This window comes from Cryobacterium sp. N22, assembly GCF_002929555.1.
Lineage (GTDB): Bacteria > Actinomycetota > Actinomycetes > Actinomycetales > Microbacteriaceae > Cryobacterium.
The window spans coordinates 73,509-91,265 of record NZ_PJJP01000028.1 but is presented as its reverse complement, the minus strand read 5'-3'; the positions used below and the strand labels follow the sequence as shown (position 1 = coordinate 91,265).

Sequence of the window (17,757 nt, the reverse complement as noted above, 5' to 3'; positions counted from 1 at the left end):
TCTCTTCTCTGGATTAGTTCTTGGCGGATGAGAGCGCGTCGGCTCCACCCACGATCTCGGAAATCTGCTGCGTGATCTCGGTCTGGCGCGCATTGTTCGACAGCCGGGTGAAGTCCTTGATGAGCTTGTCAGCGTTGTCGCTGGCGGACTTCATCGCCTTCTGGCGGCTGGCGTGCTCCGAGGCCGCGGACTGCAACATGGCGTTGAAGATGCGGCTTTCGATGTAGACCGGCAGCAGGGCGTCGAGCACGGTCTCGGGGTCGGGTTCGAATTCGTAGAGCGGCAGCGTGGAGGGCACGTCGCTGGCTTCACCCTCGACGACCTCCAGGGGCAGCAGGCGCACGACCTGGGGAACCTGGGTGACCATGCTCACGAAACGGTTGTAGACGATGTGGATCTCGTCGACGCCACCGTCATCGGCTTCACGCAGGAAGGCCGACAGGAGCGCGTCGCCGATTTCCTGGGCGGTGTCGAACTCGGGACGGTCGGTGCCGCCGGTCCAGGACTGCTCGGACACGCGGCGGCGGAAGCTGAAGTACGCCAGTGCCTTGCGGCCGACGAGGTAGTAGACGACGTCCTTGCCCTGGTTGCGCAGCAGCTCGCTGAGCTGCTCAGACTCACGCAGGACCTGAGAGCTGAACGCGCCCGCGAGTCCACGGTCAGAGGCGAAGATGACGACCGCGGCGCGGTTGATGACCTCGGGTTCGGTGGTCAGCACGTGCTCAACGTTCGAGTACGTGGCGACCGCCGACACTGCCTGCGTGATCGCACGCGAATACGGGGTTGAAGCCGCGACTCGCGCCTGCGCCTTCTGGATGCGCGAAGCGGAGATCAACTCCATGGCCCGAGTGATCTTCTTGGTCGTCTGGGCAGACTTGATCTTCTGCCGGTAGACCCGAAGTTGCGCTCCCATGTGTCTCCTGTGCTTGCTTAGATATCGTGTCGATGAGTGTCAAGAACCCGGTCCGAGCCGCCTGGGGCGGCTCGAACCGGATGCGCGGTTAGCGCTTGTGCTTGACGATCTTTTCCTGGTTGACGTCTTCTGCCTTGGTCGCGACGAACTCTTCGCGGCCGACGGAAGCGAGGGGCTTGCCCTCACCGGTCTGGAATTCGCGCTTGAAGGTGTCCACCGCGGTGGTCAGCTCGGCGACGGTGTCGTCGCTGAGGACGTTGGTGTCGCGCAGCGTCGTGAGGATGCTGGTGGTGCGGCCGAGGAAGTCGAGCAGTTCGCGCTCGAAACGCAGGATGTCTTCGAGGGGAACCTCGTCGAGCTTGCCGTTCGTGCCGGCCCAGATCGAGACGACCTGGTCCTCGACGGGGTACGGCGAGTACTGCGGCTGCTTGAGCAGCTCGGTCAGGCGGGCGCCACGAGCAAGCTGGCGGCGGCTGGCCGGGTCAAGGTCGGACGCGAACATCGAGAACGCCTCGAGCGAACGGTACTGGGCCAGTTCGAGCTTGAGGGTACCGGAGACCTTCTTGATCGACTTGACCTGGGCGTCGCCACCAACACGCGAGACCGAGATTCCCACGTCGACCGCGGGACGCTGGTTGGCGTTGAAGAGGTCGGACTGAAGGAAGATCTGGCCGTCGGTGATCGAGATCACGTTGGTCGGGATGTACGCGGCAACGTCGTTGGCCTTGGTCTCGATGATCGGCAGGCCGGTCATCGATCCCTTGCCCAGCTCGTCGGAGAGCTTGGCACAACGCTCCAGCAGGCGGGAGTGCAGGTAGAACACGTCGCCGGGGTACGCTTCGCGTCCCGGCGGGCGACGCAGCAGCAGCGATACCGCACGGTAGGCCTCGGCCTGCTTGGACAGGTCGTCGAAGACGATGAGGACGTGCTTGCCGGCGTACATCCAGTGCTGGCCGATGGCCGAGCCGGTGTACGGGGCGAGGTACTTGAAGCCGGCCGGGTCGGAGGCCGGGGCGGCGACGATGGTGGTGTACTCCATCGCTCCGGCGTCCTCGAGCGCACCCTTCACCGAAGCGATGGTGGAGCCCTTCTGGCCGATGGCGACGTAGATGCAGCGAACCTGCTTGTTGGCGTCGCCGGACTCCCAGTTGGCCTTCTGGTTGATGATCGTGTCAACGGCGATGGCGGTCTTGCCGGTCTGGCGGTCACCGATGATCAGCTGGCGCTGGCCACGGCCGATCGGGATCATCGCGTCGATGGCCTTGATGCCGGTCTGCATCGGCTCGTGCACGCTCTTGCGGTGCATGACGCCGGGCGCCTGCAGCTCCAGGGCGCGGCGGCCGTCCGTGGCGATCTCGCCGAGACCGTCGATGGGGGCGCCGAGCGGGTCGACGACACGGCCGAGGTAGCCGTCGCCGACGGGTACGGAGAGGACCTCGCCGGTGCGGTACACCTCCATGCCTTCCACGATGCCGGCGAACTCGCCGAGGACGACAACACCGATCTCGTCTTCGTCGAGGTTCAGCGCGAGGCCGAGGGTGCCGTCCGCGAACTTGATGAGCTCGTTGGCCATCACGCCGGGGAGACCCTGCACGTGGGCGATGCCATCGCCGGCGGTGGAGACGTAGCCGACCTCGGTCGTGGCGGCCTTGTTCGGCTCGTAGGACTTGACGAAGTCCTGGAGAGCGTTCCGGATCTCATCGGGGCTGATCGTTAGTTCTGCCATCATCTTCCCTTTTCTGTACAGCAGTACAGGCTTTGTCTTTTCGACACGTTACCGTCTCGAGATATGTGTGTTCTGGCAACCCGAAGGTTAGCCAGCAAGCTGCAGTCTCAAGTCCTTGAGACGGGTGGCGACGCTGCCGTCGATGACGTCATCGCCGATCTGTACTTTCAGGCCGCCGACGACGGATGCGTCGATGACCACGTTGAGGGCGACGTTGCGTCCGTAGCGGGTAGACAGCGACGCGGCGAGGCGGTCCAGCTGCCCCTGCTGCAGCGCTGCCGCCACGGTGACCGTCGCGATGATGCTGTCGGCCTGATCGGCGACGATCCTGGCCGCATCACTGAGCAGTTCGCCGATGCGGCGGCCGCGAGGCTGCTGCACCAGGTGGCGGACGATGACGAGGGTCTGTGCGGACACCTTGTCGGCCAGGAGCGCCTGGATGAGACCGACCTTGGCTGAGGTCTTACCCAGCTTGCTGGTCAGCGCCAGTTCGAGTTCGGCATCCGAAGACACCGCCGCACCGAACAGGAACAGTTCGGATCGGATCGACACGCTCTGATCGGCCGAATCCGCCGTCACCCGCAACGCGAGCTCCTCGATGGCGGCCAGCAGGTCCTGGTGGCTCGACCAGCGACCGGCCGCAATCGACAGCAGAAGCTCGAGTGCGGCGGGCGTGACCGTGGCACCGAAGACCGCGCGAACGAGCGCGACCTTCTGGGACGAATCCGCAGACGCGTCGCTGAGTGCGGCGAGCAGCTGCGAGGAATCCCCGATGACCCGGCCGGCGTCGAACAGGTTCTCACCCGTCGCCAGATCAGCCCACTCGGCGTGGGCGGCGAGTGCCGCCCGCGACGCGGCCAAGGCTTCTCTGGTGGCGCTTCCCATGTGTCTTAGTTCTTTCCGGCCGAAGGGGCCGTGTTCTCGGTGGCTTCGATGTCGGCGAGGAACCGCTCGACCATGGCGCTTGCACGCGCATCGTCGTTCAGGCTCTCACCGATGACACCGGAGGCGAGGTCGATGGCCAGCGAACCGACTTCACTGCGCAGGGACAGAACGGCGGCCTGACGTTCGGCCTCGATCTGTGCCTTCGCGGTAGCCGTGACGCGGTTGGCCTCGGCAGTTGCCTGTTCGCGGAGCTCGGCGAGGATGCGCTGACCGTCGGCGCGTGCCTGCTCGCGGATCTGGCCGGCCTCGACACGTGCTTCGGCCAGCTGGGCCGTGTACTGCTCGAGAGCAGCTTCGGCCTTGCGCTGTGCGTCGTCTGCCTTGGCGATGTTCCCCTCGATGGCCTCCGCACGGTCGTCAAGGATCTGACGGAAACGCGGGATCGCGAAGCGTACAAAGAAGACCATGACAACCAGGAGGACAACTAGCGACCAGGTGATGTCGTAGATGGCAGGAAGAAACGGGTTCGATTCCGCTTCTGCTGCGAGAACAAGCTCAGGCATTGTGGTAATCCCTAGACGAAGATGAAGAATACGGCAACACCGATGAACGCGAGGAGCTCGGTGAACGCGATGCCGAGGAACATGGTGACCTGGAGACGGCCGGCGAGCTCAGGCTGGCGAGCCATGGCTTCAACGGTCTTTCCGGCGACGATACCGATGCCGATGCCCGGGCCGATCGCTGCAAGTCCGTAACCTACGGTCGCGATGTTGCCGGTGATCTCGGCGAGGATGGTGGGTTCCACTAGGTGTTTCCTTTCAATCGAAAAACGACGTCGGTCGACGTAGCCAGTTCAGTTGTGTCAGTGCTCTTCAGCCACGGCTTGTTGCACGTACACGGCGGTCAGAAGGGTAAAGATGTACGCCTGGAGGATGTACACGGCGAATTCAACGAAAGTGAAGATGAACCCGAACGCGAGTGTTCCCACGCCGAAGAGTCCAACCCATCCACCTGCAGTGAAGAAGAAGAAGTTCGTGGCGCTGAAGCACAGCACGAGCAGCAGGTGCCCGACCATCATGTTGAGCAGAAGTCGAAGGGCCAGCGAGAGCGGCCGGACGATGAAGATGTTGATGAACTCGATCGGCGCGAGCAGGATGTAGATCGGCCACGGCACACCGGCGGGGAAGAGCGAGTTCTTGAAGAACTTGCCCGGGCCCAGCGCCTTAATGCCGGCGTAGATGAACACCACGTAGGCGACGAGGCCCAGCACCAGCGGCATGGCGATGATCGATGTGCCCGAGATGTTCATGAACGGCACGACACCGGTGATGTTCATCGCCAGGATGCCGAAGAACAGTCCGGCCAGGAGGGGCAGGTAACGCCGGCCCAGGTCCTTGCCGAGAATCTGGTCGGCGATCTGCACCTGAACGAAGCCGAGCGCCAGTTCGGCGATGCTCTGGTTGCGACCCGGAACCCGGGTGGGCTTGCGCAGCGCGAACCAGAACAGGAACAGCATCAGCGCGATGGCCAGCAGGCGAACCAGGATGATCCGGTTGATCTCGAAGGGCGTGTCTGCGAAGAACAGCGCCGGCAGGCCGAGGAACTCACCGATCCCGGGAGCGTGAAATTCGCCTTCGGATTCCATGGGAATCAGCAAGTACGCAGCGTTAGACAACAGCGCTATCTCCTGTTTCTGTGCGGACGCACATAGGCGACAGTGGGGGAATTCGGTCTACGGCTCGGGGGCGCACACTGCCACCTGAGAGTGTTTTCACTTTACCAACAATCGCTCTGGGTGACCTAATCGACGGGAGCACCCAGGTCAGGGTGCGGTCTCGTCCGTCACCTTGGGCAGAGTGACGTTGCTCGCGTAGCCCAACTTGGACTTGAAGACCACGATCACGTCGATCAGCATGGTGCCGACGGCGCCGGCGATCACCGTGAGAAAGAGCACCATCGTCTGCACGAAGGGGGCGTCGCGCAGGAGGGCGAGGATGACGATGAAGACCACGATCTTCAGCAGCCAGGCGCCCATCACGATGCCGAAGAACGCGGCGATGTCGAACCGCATGGCCCCGATGATGCTCGCGGCGGTGATGGACGCGAACAGGACGGCCAGGATGGTGCCGATGAGGGCGCTGATGAGACCGTCGGTTCCGGCGAACAGGTAGCCCAGGCCGCCGCCGATGACGGCGATCGCGATGGCCAGCAGGCCGGTGTACTTGAGGACCTCCGTGAGGATCTTCCTGGCGTCCACGGGAGTCGCCCGGGGCGAGGTCGCGGGGGTATCGGAGGGAACGGGTGCGGGGGTCATACGGGCTCCTTGGCGTCAGACGCTTCGTCGAGGGGATCAAGCCGGGCAATAGCGGGGATGCCGATGGCGCCGGTCGCCGGGGCGAGCTGGCTGGCGGCCTCGATGGCCTTGCGGCGGCTCAGCGGGGCGAGGGTCACGACGGTGCAGATGACCAGGGCGCTCACCAGGAAGACGGTGGCCCACCAGGTGGGCAGACCGAAGAACACCGGGAGCAGGTAGTAGAGCAGGCACCCCACCGATGCGGCGGCGGTCCAGGCGTAGAAGATCAGCACGGCGTGCAGGTGGGAGTGACCCATGTCCAGGAGCCGGTGGTGCAGGTGCTTGCGGTCGGCGCTGAACGGCGACTTGCCTGCCCGCACCCGCCGGAACACCGCCAGGCCGAAGTCGAGCAGCGGGATGATGAGGATCGCCACCGGCAGGATCAGCGGGATGAAGGCCGGGAACAGCTGGGACCGGTTGACGGCCGTGGGGTCGACCTGGCCGGTGATCGCGATGGCCGAGGTGGCCATCAGCAGCCCGACCAGAAGGGCACCGGCGTCACCCATGAACATCTTGGCGGGGCGCCAGTTCACCGGCAGGAAGCCCACGCAGGCTCCGACGAGGATCGCGGCGATCAGGGAGGCGAGGTTGAAGTAGTTGGTGGGCGACGTGTCGCGCACCAGTAGGTAGCTGTAGATAAAGAACACGCCGTTGGCGATGAGCGCGACCCCGGCGACGAGCCCGTCGAGGCCGTCGATGAAGTTGATCATGTTCATCACGATGACGATTGCCATGACCGTGATCACGATCGACATCCAGGACGATCCGACGGTCAGTCCGCCGATCGGCAGGGAGAAGACCTGCACGCCCTGCCAGGCCACCAGGCCGGCGGCGATGAACTGGCCCAGCAGCTTGGTCATCCAGTCGAGGTCCCAGATGTCGTCGGCGACACCGAGCAGCACGATGAGCAGGGCCGCGCCGAGGATGGCCGTGATCTGGTGCGGGTCGGCGAAGATCAGCCTCAGCGGCGCGAACTGGGACGCCACCAGGTAGGACACCCCGAAGGCCACCAGGATGCCCAGGAACATGGCGATGCCGCCCAGCCTCGGGGTGGGCCGGGTGTGCACATCGCGTTCACGGATCTTGGGGTACAGGCGGTATTTGTGGGTGAGCTTGAGCACCACGATCGACATGACGAAGGTCACGACCGCCGACACCACCGCCAACAGGAAGAAAAGGGTCATTACTCGTCCACAGGTGCGAGAGCGTCACCGATGACGGCCTCGATCGCGGCCCGGGAGATCACGCCGTTGCGCACGATGACCAGCTTGCCGCCGTTGGTGGCGAAGCCGGTGGCATCCACGATCGTGGACGAGGTGTCGCCGGCACGGTCGCCGATCGCCTCGTAGTCCATTCCCGCGACTCCCCCGTCGAGGTAGACCGCGACGCTGATGCCGAGCATGTCCTCAGCGCCGATCACGTCGATGGCCGAGGGCAGGCCGCTGGTGTTGGCGCTCGAGACGGCGAGCGGGCCCGTTTCGGCCAGCAGGTCCAGGGCCACCTGATTGCGCGGCATCCGCAGGGCCACGGTGCCTTGGGTTTCGCCCAGGTCCCAGACCAGGGACGACTGTGCGGTGAGCACCACGGTGAGGCCGCCGGGCCAGAACTCGGCGACCAGGGCGCGTACCGGCTCCGGGATGTCCTGGGCGAGGGCGTCAAGGGTGGGAATGCCCGGGATGAGCACCGGCGGGGGCGACTGGCGGCCACGGCCCTTGGCATCCAGCAGTTTCTGCACGGCCTCGGGGTTGAACGCGTCCGCGGCGAGGCCGTAGACGGTGTCGGTGGGGATGACAACGAGCGCGCCGCGGCCGATCGCCGAGCGTGCCAATCGCATGCCCGTCGAGCGTTCCTCGTCGACCGAGCAGTCATAGATACGTGTCATCGGGCACGATTCTAGTGCAGCCAGCCTGTGAGGGCCCGGCGACGCAGCCGCGCTCGGGGCCCGCGAACTGTGAGTTAAGCCCCAATTTCGGCGGGCTTTAGGTGCTTTTCTCTCAGTTCGCGGGGTTGGTGAGGAGTTTTTCCATCACGATCTTCGTGGGCGTGTAGGCCAGGGATGCGTAGAGGGCCCGGGCCGTGGCGTTGCGCGCGAAGACGTTCAAGGTGAGCTTGGCCGCACCGTGCCGGGCAGCTTCGGTCTCGGCCAGCATCATCGCCAGGCGGCCGTGCCCACGACCCCGAAACTGCTCGAAGACCACGATGTCCAGGATCCACCAGTTGGTGGGGTCATCCGCCGGCCCCGCAGAGAGCCAGATCACGCCGACCTGCTCGCCCGCTACCGTGATGGCATAGACGTGCTGACCGGCGGCGGGCACTCCGCCCGGAAATTCGCGCCGGCTGGATTCGCGGGCCTTGTTCTCGGCCGCGGCCCGGCTGAGCCCGCCTGCCTCCAGGTCGTTGACGTAGTCGGCGGTGCTCGCGAGCAGCCAGCCCGCGAGTTGCGCCTGACCGAGAGGCGCGAGTTCGCCCGGCGCGTGCTCGGTCACGGACGCAGGGCCGTGGTGCTGCGGTCGCGGGTGGTGAGGTCGCGGTGGGTGGCGGTGGCGCGCCAGCCGTCGGCGTCGAGGAGGGCGCGGATCTCGGCACCCTGCAGCTCGCCGTGTTCGATGATGAGCGCTCCACCCGACCGAAGGAGGCGCAGGCCCGTCTGCGACACCAGGCGCACGATGTCGAGCCCGTCCGGCCCGCCGAAGAGGGCGTGGGCAGGGTCGAACAGACGCACCTCGGGGTCGCGGGGGATGGCGTCGGCCGGGATGTACGGCGGGTTCGACACCACCACGGAGACGGTGCCGTTCAGCTCGGTGAACGCGCCGGCGAGGTCGGCGAACACCAGGGTGGCGTTGTCGGCGGCGACCTCGGCGAAGTTGCGGCTGGTCCACGGGAACGCGTCGGCCGAGTTCTCGCAGGCATAGATGCGGGCGTGCGGCACCTCGGTGGCCAGGGCCAGGGCGATGGCGCCGCTGCCGGTGCCGAGGTCCACCCCGACCGGCTCGGGATCGGCCATCGAACGCAGGGCGTCGATGGCCAGCTGGGCGACCCCTTCCGTCTCGGGGCGCGGCACAAAAACGCCGGGTCCCACGTTGAGTTCCAGGCCGCGGAACGGTGCCCGGCCGGTGATGTGCTGCAGGGGTTCGCGCGTCTCACGACGGTGAACGAGGGCGATGATGGCCGCGGCATCGGTGTCGCTGAGCCGCGCGCCCATGATGGCGCCGGCCTGCACCTGACCGCGGCTCTGGCCGAGCACGTGCCCGATCAACAGGTCGGCGTCGATCTCGGCGCCCTCGATTCCCGCGGCGGTCAGAGCCGAAGTGGCCACGGCCCGCATCCGCTCGAGCGTCGTTGGAATATCGGACAGGGAGCCGGAGTTGCTAGGGGAAGGCGTCACAAACTGGAATCTTACGCAACTCTGTGACTCCCACTGGGTATCGTCAGGGCTCTAGGCTGAACGAGGCGCGCCAGAGCACGGCTTTCGTTACGGCACCACCCACCTGCGGAGCATCCGCACCAGTCGGCTCCAGGAGAGCCCCAGGAAAGGTCTACCGATGTCCGCACGGATCTACTCAGACATTACCGAAACCGTCGGCGGCACCCCGCTGGTCAAGCTCAACCGTCTGCCCGGCACCTCCACCGCGACGGTGCTCGCCAAGCTCGAGTTCTACAACCCCTCCAGCAGCGTCAAGGACCGCATCGGCGTCGCCATCGTCGACGCCGCCGAAGCCTCGGGAGAGCTCAAGCCCGGCGGCACCATTGTGGAGGGCACCAGCGGCAACACCGGCATCGCCCTGGCCATGGTCGGCGCCGCCCGCGGCTACTCGGTCATCCTGGCGATGCCGGAGACCATGAGCAAGGAGCGCAAGATCCTGCTGCGCGCCTACGGCGCCGAGCTCGTGCTCACGCCCGGCTCCGAGGGCATGCGCGGCGCGGTCGAGAAGGCCAAGGAAATCGTCGCGGCCACCCCGGGGGCCATCTGGGCCCGTCAGTTCGACAACCCGGCGAACCCGGCCATCCACAAGGCCACCACCGGCGTGGAGATCTGGGACGACACCGACGGCGCCGTGGACCTGCTCGTGGCCGGCATCGGAACCGGCGGCACCATCACCGGCGCAGGCCAGCTGCTCAAGGAGCGCAAGCCGTCCGTGCGTGTGATCGGCGTCGAGCCCAAGGACTCCCCTATCCTCAACGGCGGCGCCCCCGGCCCGCACAAAATCCAGGGCATCGGCGCCAACTTCGTGCCGAGCGTTCTCGACACCCACGTCTACGACGAGGTCACCGATGTGACCCTCGCCGACTCCGTCGCCACGGCTCGCGCCCTGGCCACCGAGGAAGGCATCCTCGCCGGCATCTCCGGAGGCGCCGCCGTGTGGGCCGCCCTCGAGCAGGCCAAGCTGCCCGAGAACGCCGGCAAGACCATCGTCGTGATCGTGCCCGGTTTCGGCGAGAGGTACATCAGCACCGTCCTGTACGAAGACCTCGTCGACTAGGCACCATCCGCTGCTCGATCGACTACAGACAGGTGCCCGGCATGGGAGTGTTCGCACGCGTTCGCGAGGATATCGCGATGGCGCAGAGGCACGACCCTGCCGCGCACAGCAAGGCTGAAGTTGTGCTGGCCTATAGCGGCGTGCACGCTGTGTGGGCCTATCGGATCTCACACCGGCTGTGGCTGGCAGGCCTGCGCCTGCCGGCCCGGCTGTTGTCGCAGTTCACCAGATTCCTCACCGGAGTGGAAATCCACCCCGGCGCCACCATCGGCTGGCGCCTGTTCATCGATCACGGCATGGGTGTGGTGATCGGTGAGACCGCCGTGGTCGGCGACGACGTGATGCTGTATCACGGGGTCACCCTCGGCGGGAAGAGCCGGCACGCCAACGTGCCCGGCACCCGGCGTCACCCCCGCCTGGGCGACGGCGTGACAGTGGGCGCGGGCGCCAAGATCCTGGGCCCCATCACGCTGGGCGAGTGGAGCACCGTGGGTGCAAACGCCGTCGTCACCAAGGACGCCCCGGCCCGATCGATCCTGCTCGGCATCCCCGCGCGCGCCCAGCGGGGCACCGCCGAGGAGATCAAGGCAGCGCGCGGCCTGCTCAAATCCGGCAGCTGAACCCGCTTCCCCGAGGTTTCCTGCGAACAGGGGCGTCCCTGCAGAGGCACACCCGCAGAATCTTCGACCTCGGCAATCCGGTGTAACACCGACCGGAATTCATCTGGATGTTGGCAGAATAGTTGTCATGACAACCTCATCCGCCGCCCCGTCGCTCCCGATCCTCGACCTGTCCCGCCTGGACGCCGGACCGGAGGAGGCCGAGGCGTTTCGGGCCCAGTTGCGCGAGGTCACCCACGAATACGGCTTCTTCTACCTCACCGGGCATGGTGTGCCGGCCGAGCTCATCGAGCGGGTGATGACCACTTCCCGGGCCTTCTTCGACCTGCCCGAGGACGACAAGATGGCCATTGAGAACCTGCAGAGCCCGCACTTCCGCGGCTACACCCGGGTGGGCGGCGAACTCACCCAGGGCAAGGTGGACTGGCGCGAGCAGATCGACATCGGACCGGAGCGCCCCGCCCTGCAGCTCACTCCGGAGAGCGCCGACTACCTCCGCCTGGAAGGCCCAAACCAGTGGCCGGTGAACCTGCCCGCGCTGCAGGAGGTCATGACCTCCTGGCGGGAGGAGCTCAACGCCGTCGCGCTGCGCCTGATGCAGGCGTGGGCCCTGTCTCTTGGCGCCGACCAGCACGTCTTCGACGCGGCGTTCGCCGAGAAGCCGTCGACCCTGATCAAGATCGTGCGCTACCCGGGCAAGTCAGACCCCACCCCCAAGCAGGGCGTCGGGGCGCACAAGGACTCCGGTGTGCTCACACTGCTGTTCGTCGAGCCGGGCAAGGGCGGGCTGCAGGTGGAGAAGGACGGCGAGTGGATCGACGCTCCCCCGCTCGACGGCGCCTTCGTGGTGAACATCGGCGAACTGCTCGAGGTGGCAACGGATGGCTACCTCAAGGCCACCGTGCACCGGGTGATCTCCCCGCTGATCGGCACCGACCGGATCTCGATCCCGTTCTTCTACAGCCCGGCGCTGGATGCCACCATCCCGGTGCTCACCCTGCCGGAGGAACTGCACGCGCCCGGCATCACCATCGACCCGGAGAACCCGATCTTCACCACCTACGGCGAGAACTCGCTCAAGAGCCGCATGCGCGCGCACCCGGACGTCGCCGCCATCCACCACTCCGACCTGCTCAAGTAGGCCGGGGTCCGGGCCGTCGCTCGCAACAGACCGTTGGTCGCGCCTGTCGACCCCTGACCATCTCCGTGGGTCGCTCCAAGGGTGCGAATCGCGCACACCGACTCACCAGGTTTCGACAGGCTCAACCAGCGATCGCGCGAGTCGATCTACGGGACGCGGCCACCCGTTGGTCGAGCCTGTCGAGACCACGTGAACCGGCCTCAGCACCGCTACCGCGGCATCCGCAGACCAACTCGCCAGGTTTCGACAAGCTCAACCAACGGATGGGTCGCGACTGCACTCGTCAGGTCAGCTCCTTCGCGAACCAGTGTTCGGCGTAGGGGTCGGAGTTGAACGGGGCGACCTCCGTGTAGCCGGCTCGGGCGTACAGGCTGCGGGCCTCGACGAGGTCGCTGCGCACCGTGAGCCGCAGCCGGGTGCGCCCGGCGTCGCCGGCGAGGCCCTCCAGATGGGCGATCAACGCGGTGCCGGTGCCTGTCCCCCGGGCTTCGGGCGCCACGTAGATGCGGGTCAGCTCGCCGACGTTGTCGCCCACGAACCGCACGCCGCCACAGGCGACCGGCACGCCGTCCAGCATCCCCAACACGAGCACACCGGAGTCGCCCTGCAGATCGGCGCTCGGTTCATCCGCCACGGCCGCATCGGTCTCGCCCGGCAACGCGGCGCGGCCCCAGTACCGGCCGACGATGTCGTCGTAGTAGGCCCACAGTGTGGCAACGGCAGCGGGCGAGCCCGGGTCGGTCGTGACGAAGGTGAGCCCGGGCATGACGCTCAGCCTAGTTGTTGCCTAGTTACGGGTCGCCGCCATCGCTGGTCGAGCCTGTCGAGACCCCGCAAGCCGGTCTCGCGACCGCGTCGCGGCATCCGCAGACCGAGTCACCAGGTTTCGACAAGCTCAACCAGCGATCGGGCGAGTCGATATCTGGGACGCTGCCACCCCGTTGGTCGAGCGTGTCGAGGCCACGCGAGCCGGCCTCTGAATCGCCTCCGCAGCATCCGCAGACCGACTCACCAGGTTTCGACAAGCTCAACCAACGATCGCGCGAGTCGATATCTGGGACGCTGCCACCCCGCTGGTCGAGCCTGTCGAGACCACGTCAGCCAGTCTCCGGAGCGCTACCGCGGCATCCGCAGACCGTCTCACCAGGTTTCGACAAGCTCAACCAGCGATCGCGCGAGTCGATCTACGGGGCACCGCCATCCCGTTGGTCGAGCCTGTCGAGACCACGTCAGCCAGTCTCTGGAGCGCTACCGCAGCATCCACAGACCGACTCACCAGGTTTCGACAAGCTCAACCAACGATCGCGCGAGTCGATATCTGGGACGCTGCCACCCCGCTGGTCGAGCCTGTCGAGACCACTCGAGCCAGTCTCTGGAGCGCTACCGCGGCATCCGCAGACCATCTCACCAGGTTTCGACAAGCTCAACCAACGATCGCGCGAGTCGATCTACGGGGCACCGCCACCCCGTTGGTCGAGCTTGTCGAGACCACGTCAGCCAGTCTCTGGACCGCTACCGCAGCATCCGCAGACCGACCCACCAGGTTTCGACAAGCTCAACCAGCGAATGGGCGCGGACCACAGAAAAGGCGCCCCAGCCGGAGCTGGAGCGCCTCTTTCGAACGAGCAGGACTTAGTCGTGGTCGCCGATCTCGGCGAGGCGAGTGGCCTCGTCGGCGGTGATGCACGAGTCGATCACGGCATCCAGGGCGCCGTTCATCACGGTGTCCAGGTTGTATGCCTTGTACCCGGTGCGGTGGTCCGCGATGCGGTTCTCCGGGAAGTTGTACGTGCGGATGCGCTCTGACCGGTCCATGGTGCGGATCTGGCCCTTGCGCACCAGCGAGGCGGCCTCATCGATCTCTTCCTGCTGCCGGGCGAGGACGCGGGCGCGGAGGACCCGCATACCCGCTTCCTTGTTCTGCAGCTGGCTCTTCTCGTTCTGCATGGCCACCACGATCCCGGTGGGAAGGTGGGTGATCCGGACAGCGGAGTCTGTGGTGTTCACCGACTGGCCGCCGGGGCCGCTGGAGCGATAGACGTCGATCTTGAGGTCGTTGGGGTGCAACTCGACCTCTTCGGGCTCATCGACCTCGGGGAAGACGAGAACACCCGCCGCCGAGGTGTGGATGCGTCCCTGCGACTCGGTGGCCGGCACCCGCTGAACGCGGTGCACACCACCCTCGTACTTGAGGTGCGCCCAAACGCCCTCAGCGGGGTCAGCCGAGTTGCCCTTGATGGCCAACTGGATGTCCTTGATTCCGCCGAGGTCGCTCGTGGTCTGCTCGATGATCTCGGTTTTCCAACGCTTGGACTCCGCGTAGTGCAGGTACATGCGCAGGAGATCGGCGGCGAACAGTGCGGATTCCGCACCGCCCTCCCCCATCTTGATCTCCATGATCACGTCGCGGGCATCCAGCGGGTCACGCGGGATCAGCAGGCGGCGCAGCTTTTCGGCTGCGTCCTCCAGCTGGTCGGTGAGCCCGGGAATCTCGTCAGCGAACGAGTCATCCTCGTCGGCGAGCTCACGAGCGGCCTCGAGATTGTCGCCAATCTCCTTCCACTCGCTCCACGCCGCGATGATGCGGCTGAGCTCGGCGTAACGCCGGTTGACCTTTTTGGAACGGGCCGGATTCGCGTGCAACTCCGGGTCCGCCAGCTGGGACTGCAGCTCGTCGTGCTCAGCCTGCAGAGTCAGGACAGACTCGAACATCAGTGATCCTTGTCTGACCCGTTCGGGGTCGGCATCGACTTCTGAACCTGCATCAGGAACTCGACGTTGGACGAGGTCTCCTTCAGCCGGCCCAGGATGACCTCGAGAGCCTGCTGCTGCTCGAGTCCGGCCAACGCGCGGCGCAGCTTCCAGGTGATCTTGACCTCATCGGCGCTCATCAGCATTTCTTCGCGACGGGTGCCGGATGCGTTGACGTCGACTGCCGGGAAGATCCGCTTGTCGGCCAGGTGGCGCGACAGGCGCAGCTCCATGTTGCCGGTGCCCTTGAACTCCTCGAAGATGACCTCGTCCATCTTGGACCCGGTCTCCACCAGTGCCGAAGCGAGGATGGTGAGCGAGCCACCGTTCTCGATGTTGCGGGCGGCGCCGAAGAAGCGCTTGGGCGGGTACAGTGCGGATGCGTCGACGCCGCCGGAGAGGATCCGGCCGCTCGGCGGGGCCGTGAGGTTGTAGGCACGGCCGAGACGGGTGATCGAGTCGAGCAGCACGACGACGTCGTGGCCCAGCTCGACGAGACGCTTGGCGCGCTCGATGGCCAGCTCGGCGACCGTGGTGTGGTCCTCGGCGGGACGGTCGAAGGTGGAGGCGATGACCTCACCCTTCACCGTGCGCTGCATGTCGGTGACCTCTTCGGGACGCTCGTCGACCAGGACGACCATGAGGTGGACCTCGGGGTTGTTCGTGGCGATGGCGTTGGCGATCTGCTGCATGACGATGGTCTTGCCGGCCTTGGGCGGCGCGACGATCAGGCCGCGCTGGCCCTTGCCGATCGGGGCGACGAGGTCGATGATGCGCTGGGTCAGCTTGCCCGGCTCGGTCTCGAGGCGCAGACGCTCCTGCGGGTAGAGCGGGGTGAGCTTCTGGAACTCGACACGGGTGGCGGCTTCCTCAACGGTCAGGCCGTTGATGGAGTCGACCTTGACGATCGCGTTGTACTTCTGGCGACCGCTCTGGTCACCCTCGTGCGGCTGACGGATCGAGCCGACGACGGCGTCACCCTTGCGCAGGTTGTACTTCTTGACCTGGCCGAGCGAGACGTACACGTCGCTGGCACCGGGCAGGTAGCCGGAGGTGCGCACGAAGGCGTAGTTGTCGAGCACGTCGAGGATGCCGGCGACCGGGATGAGCACGTCATCGTCGGTCAGCTCGGGCTCGAAGTCGTCGTTGGTGGTGGCGCCGCGACGCTTGCGGTCACGGAAACGGCTGCGGTTGTTGCGGCCGTTCAGCTCGTCCTCGGGGCCGGCGTTGCGGTCCAGGCCCTGGTTGCGGTCCTGGCCCTGACGTTCCTGCTGGGCGCGGTCGCTCTGCTGGCGGTCGCCCTGGCGGTCCTGCTGCTGGCGGTCCTGCTGCTGGCGGTCCTGCTGCTGGCGGTCCTGGCCCAGGCCGCGGTTGCCGGCCTGGCGCTGGTTGGCCTGGCGGTCATCGCCACGCTCGGCGCCACGGTCATCCGAGGCCTGCGGGGCACGGTCGCTCTGGGCGCGGTCACCCTGGTTGCGGTCGCCCTGGTTGCGGTCGCCGCCGCGGCTGCGGTTGCGGCTGCGACCCTGGCGGGGCTGCTCGGCCTGCTCGTCGGACTGCTCGGTGGAGCTGGTGTCGGACTGCTCGGTCGTTTCGACCTGCTCGGCCGGTTCAACCTGCTCGGTCTGCTCGGCCTGCTCGGTCGACTCGGCCTGCTCGGCGCGGGCACCGCGCTGGTTGCGCTGGCGTCCGCCACGCTCGGAGCGCTCGGCGCGAACGACGCCTTCCGGGCGCTGGATGCGGGACTCGGTGCTCTCGGTGGAGTCAGCAGAGTCGGTCGCGGCCGGTGCGGCTTCGAGCGTCTCGGGAGCCTCGTAGCCGTCCTCGGCGTTCTGCGCGTCGATCATGCTGCGCGCGTCGAAGGCGTTGCGGGCGGTGGCGGCGCTGTTGTTGTTGCGGTTGTTGCCGCCGTTGCGTCCACCGCTGCGCGACTCGTTGCGGTTTTCGTTGCGCGATTCGTTGCGGTTCTCGTTACGACCGTTGCCGCGACGGTTACGGCCGGAACCGGCCTGGGTGTCGGTGGCGGGCTCTGCGGCCGGCGCAGCGACGGCTGCGGTCTTCTCGGCAACGGGAGCGACGGGAGCTGCGGCCTCGGCGGCGTTCGCCTTGGCGACGGCCTCGGAGATCGCTGCCTCGGTGATCGTGGCGGTGCTGGCGCGCTTGCGGGCCTGGCGAACCGGCTTCTCGACGACGGGTGCGTCGGCGACGATGTTGTCGGTGGCCCCGGCGTAGGTGGTGGGGGCCGTGGTCTTGCGGGTCTTCGCGGTCTCGGGGACGATCAGGCCGAGGCCCAGGTCTCCGTCGGCGTTGACGTGGGCGACGGCGGGTGCCGACGCAGTGGTGCTCACCCGGCGGGAGACGCGCTTCTTGGGAGCGGCCTCGGCGGGAGCGTCGGTGACGACAGCGGCGGCCTCTACAGGTGCGGCCTGCGCGGGTGCGTCAGTGACGGCGGTGTCGATGACGGCGGCGTCGGCGGGTGCAGCCGACTCGGTCGTGTGGGACTGGTTCGCGGTGATTGCGTCCACGAGCTCTCCTTTACGAAGTTTGGATGCGCCCTGGATACCCAGTTCGCCCGCCAGAGCCTGAAGCTCGGCGACGCGAAGGGTGGTCAGGCGTGAGATGTCCACACCGTTGGCGTGGAGGTTGACGTTGGTCACGAAGTTTTGTCCTTCCCCCTGGCTCTTACGAATTGGCCAGAGAAGATGTTGCAGCGCCGGTGGGCTGCGGGTGATCCAGTCCCACGCAGAGGCGGATTGGAGTGAACACACACAGCCACGCACGAAAACGCGATAGCAGTGAGTTACAGGGAATACACCAGAGAACAGATCCGCGGAGGCGGTTTCTATCGGGTGCGCAACCACTCTAGCAGGTTCGGTCGGCAACGCGC

At 66.4% G+C, this 17,757-nt stretch carries 17 protein-coding genes; 3 read left to right on the top strand and 14 right to left on the bottom strand.

What is annotated here, in order from left to right; genetic code table 11:
* Positions 1-13: 13 nt before the first annotated feature.
* The 11 genes from CXY76_RS05500 to prmC form a co-directional block, all read right to left on the bottom strand.
* Entirely contained in the window at positions 14-913 is a 900-nt protein-coding gene (locus CXY76_RS05500; protein ID WP_104163240.1) for a F0F1 ATP synthase subunit gamma, read from the bottom strand.
* Between the two features lie 88 nt (positions 914-1,001).
* Positions 1,002-2,639 (bottom strand): F0F1 ATP synthase subunit alpha, encoded by a 1,638-nt coding sequence (gene atpA / locus CXY76_RS05495; protein ID WP_104163263.1) that lies wholly within the window; start codon positions 2,637-2,639, stop codon positions 1,002-1,004.
* An 87-nt stretch (positions 2,640-2,726) separates the two neighbouring features.
* Positions 2,727-3,524 carry a F0F1 ATP synthase subunit delta gene (locus CXY76_RS05490; RefSeq protein ID WP_104163239.1) on the bottom strand — a complete coding sequence of 266 codons (798 nt, stop codon included), beginning with the start codon at positions 3,522-3,524 and terminating at the stop codon, positions 2,727-2,729.
* Between the two features lie 5 nt (positions 3,525-3,529).
* A complete protein-coding gene (locus tag CXY76_RS05485) occupies positions 3,530-4,087 on the bottom strand; it encodes a F0F1 ATP synthase subunit B (protein WP_104163238.1) in 558 nt (185 codons plus the stop codon).
* Positions 4,088-4,098: 11 nt separating this feature from the next.
* Positions 4,099-4,329: an ATP synthase F0 subunit C gene (gene atpE, locus CXY76_RS05480; protein ID WP_088455448.1), complete on the bottom strand. Its 231-nt coding sequence runs from the start codon at positions 4,327-4,329 to the stop codon at positions 4,099-4,101.
* A 57-nt stretch (positions 4,330-4,386) separates the two neighbouring features.
* Positions 4,387-5,169, bottom strand: a complete 783-nt coding sequence (gene atpB / locus CXY76_RS05475; RefSeq protein ID WP_104163262.1) for a F0F1 ATP synthase subunit A — start codon at positions 5,167-5,169, stop codon at positions 4,387-4,389.
* Positions 5,170-5,346: 177 nt separating this feature from the next.
* On the bottom strand, positions 5,347-5,838 hold the full coding sequence (locus tag CXY76_RS05470; protein ID WP_104163237.1) for a hypothetical protein: 492 nt from the start codon (positions 5,836-5,838) through the stop codon (positions 5,347-5,349).
* Positions 5,835-7,061: an MraY family glycosyltransferase gene (locus CXY76_RS05465; RefSeq protein ID WP_104163236.1), complete on the bottom strand. Its 1,227-nt coding sequence runs from the start codon at positions 7,059-7,061 to the stop codon at positions 5,835-5,837. Before CXY76_RS05465 ends, CXY76_RS05470 begins: the two co-directional genes overlap by 4 nt.
* On the bottom strand, positions 7,061-7,759 hold the full coding sequence (locus CXY76_RS05460) for an L-threonylcarbamoyladenylate synthase (protein ID WP_104163235.1): 699 nt from the start codon (positions 7,757-7,759) through the stop codon (positions 7,061-7,063). Before CXY76_RS05460 ends, CXY76_RS05465 begins: the two co-directional genes overlap by 1 nt.
* A gap of 112 nt (positions 7,760-7,871) precedes the next feature.
* On the bottom strand, positions 7,872-8,363 hold the full coding sequence (locus CXY76_RS05455; RefSeq protein WP_158253843.1) for an N-acetyltransferase: 492 nt from the start codon (positions 8,361-8,363) through the stop codon (positions 7,872-7,874).
* The gene (gene prmC, locus CXY76_RS05450) at positions 8,360-9,202 is read right to left on the bottom strand and encodes a peptide chain release factor N(5)-glutamine methyltransferase (protein ID WP_104163234.1); all 843 of its coding nucleotides are present in this window, start codon (positions 9,200-9,202) and stop codon (positions 8,360-8,362) included. Before prmC ends, CXY76_RS05455 begins: the two co-directional genes overlap by 4 nt.
* Positions 9,203-9,419: 217 nt before the next feature.
* On the opposite strand from prmC, the gene cysK reads away from it, so the two are divergent.
* From cysK to CXY76_RS05435, 3 genes are all read left to right on the top strand, one after another.
* A complete protein-coding gene (gene cysK, locus CXY76_RS05445) occupies positions 9,420-10,358 on the top strand; it encodes a cysteine synthase A (RefSeq protein ID WP_104163233.1) in 939 nt (312 codons plus the stop codon).
* 41 nt (positions 10,359-10,399) lie between these two features.
* Entirely contained in the window at positions 10,400-10,978 is a 579-nt protein-coding gene (epsC, locus tag CXY76_RS05440) for a serine O-acetyltransferase EpsC (RefSeq protein ID WP_104163232.1), read from the top strand.
* Positions 10,979-11,105: 127 nt separating this feature from the next.
* A complete protein-coding gene (locus tag CXY76_RS05435) occupies positions 11,106-12,119 on the top strand; it encodes an isopenicillin N synthase family oxygenase (protein WP_104163231.1) in 1,014 nt (337 codons plus the stop codon).
* Between the two features lie 283 nt (positions 12,120-12,402).
* On the opposite strand, the gene CXY76_RS05430 is transcribed toward CXY76_RS05435, so the two are convergent.
* The 3 genes from CXY76_RS05430 to rho all read right to left on the bottom strand — a co-directional run bounded on the left by CXY76_RS05430 (position 12,403) and on the right by rho (position 17,527).
* The gene (locus tag CXY76_RS05430; protein WP_104163230.1) at positions 12,403-12,885 is read right to left on the bottom strand and encodes a GNAT family N-acetyltransferase; all 483 of its coding nucleotides are present in this window, start codon (positions 12,883-12,885) and stop codon (positions 12,403-12,405) included.
* A gap of 866 nt (positions 12,886-13,751) precedes the next feature.
* Positions 13,752-14,831, bottom strand: a complete 1,080-nt coding sequence (gene prfA, locus CXY76_RS05425; protein ID WP_104163229.1) for a peptide chain release factor 1 — start codon at positions 14,829-14,831, stop codon at positions 13,752-13,754.
* Positions 14,831-17,527 carry a transcription termination factor Rho gene (gene rho / locus CXY76_RS05420; RefSeq protein ID WP_104163228.1) on the bottom strand — a complete coding sequence of 899 codons (2,697 nt, stop codon included), beginning with the start codon at positions 17,525-17,527 and terminating at the stop codon, positions 14,831-14,833. Before rho ends, prfA begins: the two co-directional genes overlap by 1 nt.
* Positions 17,528-17,757: the final 230 nt, after the last annotated feature.

Excerpts from the sequence above, each read along its gene's own strand:
- CXY76_RS05460 (WP_104163235.1), bottom strand. The coding sequence starts at position 7,759 with ATGACACGTATCTATGACTGCTCGGTCGACGAGGAACGCTCGACGGGC.
- CXY76_RS05470 (WP_104163237.1), bottom strand. The coding sequence starts at position 5,838 with ATGACCCCCGCACCCGTTCCCTCCGATACCCCCGCGACCTCGCCCCGG.
- CXY76_RS05500 (WP_104163240.1), bottom strand. The coding sequence starts at position 913 with ATGGGAGCGCAACTTCGGGTCTACCGGCAGAAGATCAAGTCTGCCCAG.
- CXY76_RS05490 (WP_104163239.1), bottom strand. The coding sequence starts at position 3,524 with ATGGGAAGCGCCACCAGAGAAGCCTTGGCCGCGTCGCGGGCGGCACTC.
- cysK (WP_104163233.1), top strand. The coding sequence starts at position 9,420 with ATGTCCGCACGGATCTACTCAGACATTACCGAAACCGTCGGCGGCACC.
- CXY76_RS05435 (WP_104163231.1), top strand. The coding sequence starts at position 11,106 with ATGACAACCTCATCCGCCGCCCCGTCGCTCCCGATCCTCGACCTGTCC.
- epsC (WP_104163232.1), top strand. The coding sequence starts at position 10,400 with ATGGGAGTGTTCGCACGCGTTCGCGAGGATATCGCGATGGCGCAGAGG.
- atpB (WP_104163262.1), bottom strand. The coding sequence starts at position 5,169 with ATGGAATCCGAAGGCGAATTTCACGCTCCCGGGATCGGTGAGTTCCTC.
- CXY76_RS05465 (WP_104163236.1), bottom strand. The coding sequence starts at position 7,061 with ATGACCCTTTTCTTCCTGTTGGCGGTGGTGTCGGCGGTCGTGACCTTC.
- prfA (WP_104163229.1), bottom strand. The coding sequence starts at position 14,831 with ATGTTCGAGTCTGTCCTGACTCTGCAGGCTGAGCACGACGAGCTGCAG.
- CXY76_RS05485 (WP_104163238.1), bottom strand. The coding sequence starts at position 4,087 with ATGCCTGAGCTTGTTCTCGCAGCAGAAGCGGAATCGAACCCGTTTCTT.
- prmC (WP_104163234.1), bottom strand. The coding sequence starts at position 9,202 with ATGCGGGCCGTGGCCACTTCGGCTCTGACCGCCGCGGGAATCGAGGGC.
- atpA (WP_104163263.1), bottom strand. The coding sequence starts at position 2,639 with ATGGCAGAACTAACGATCAGCCCCGATGAGATCCGGAACGCTCTCCAG.
- CXY76_RS05430 (WP_104163230.1), bottom strand. The coding sequence starts at position 12,885 with ATGCCCGGGCTCACCTTCGTCACGACCGACCCGGGCTCGCCCGCTGCC.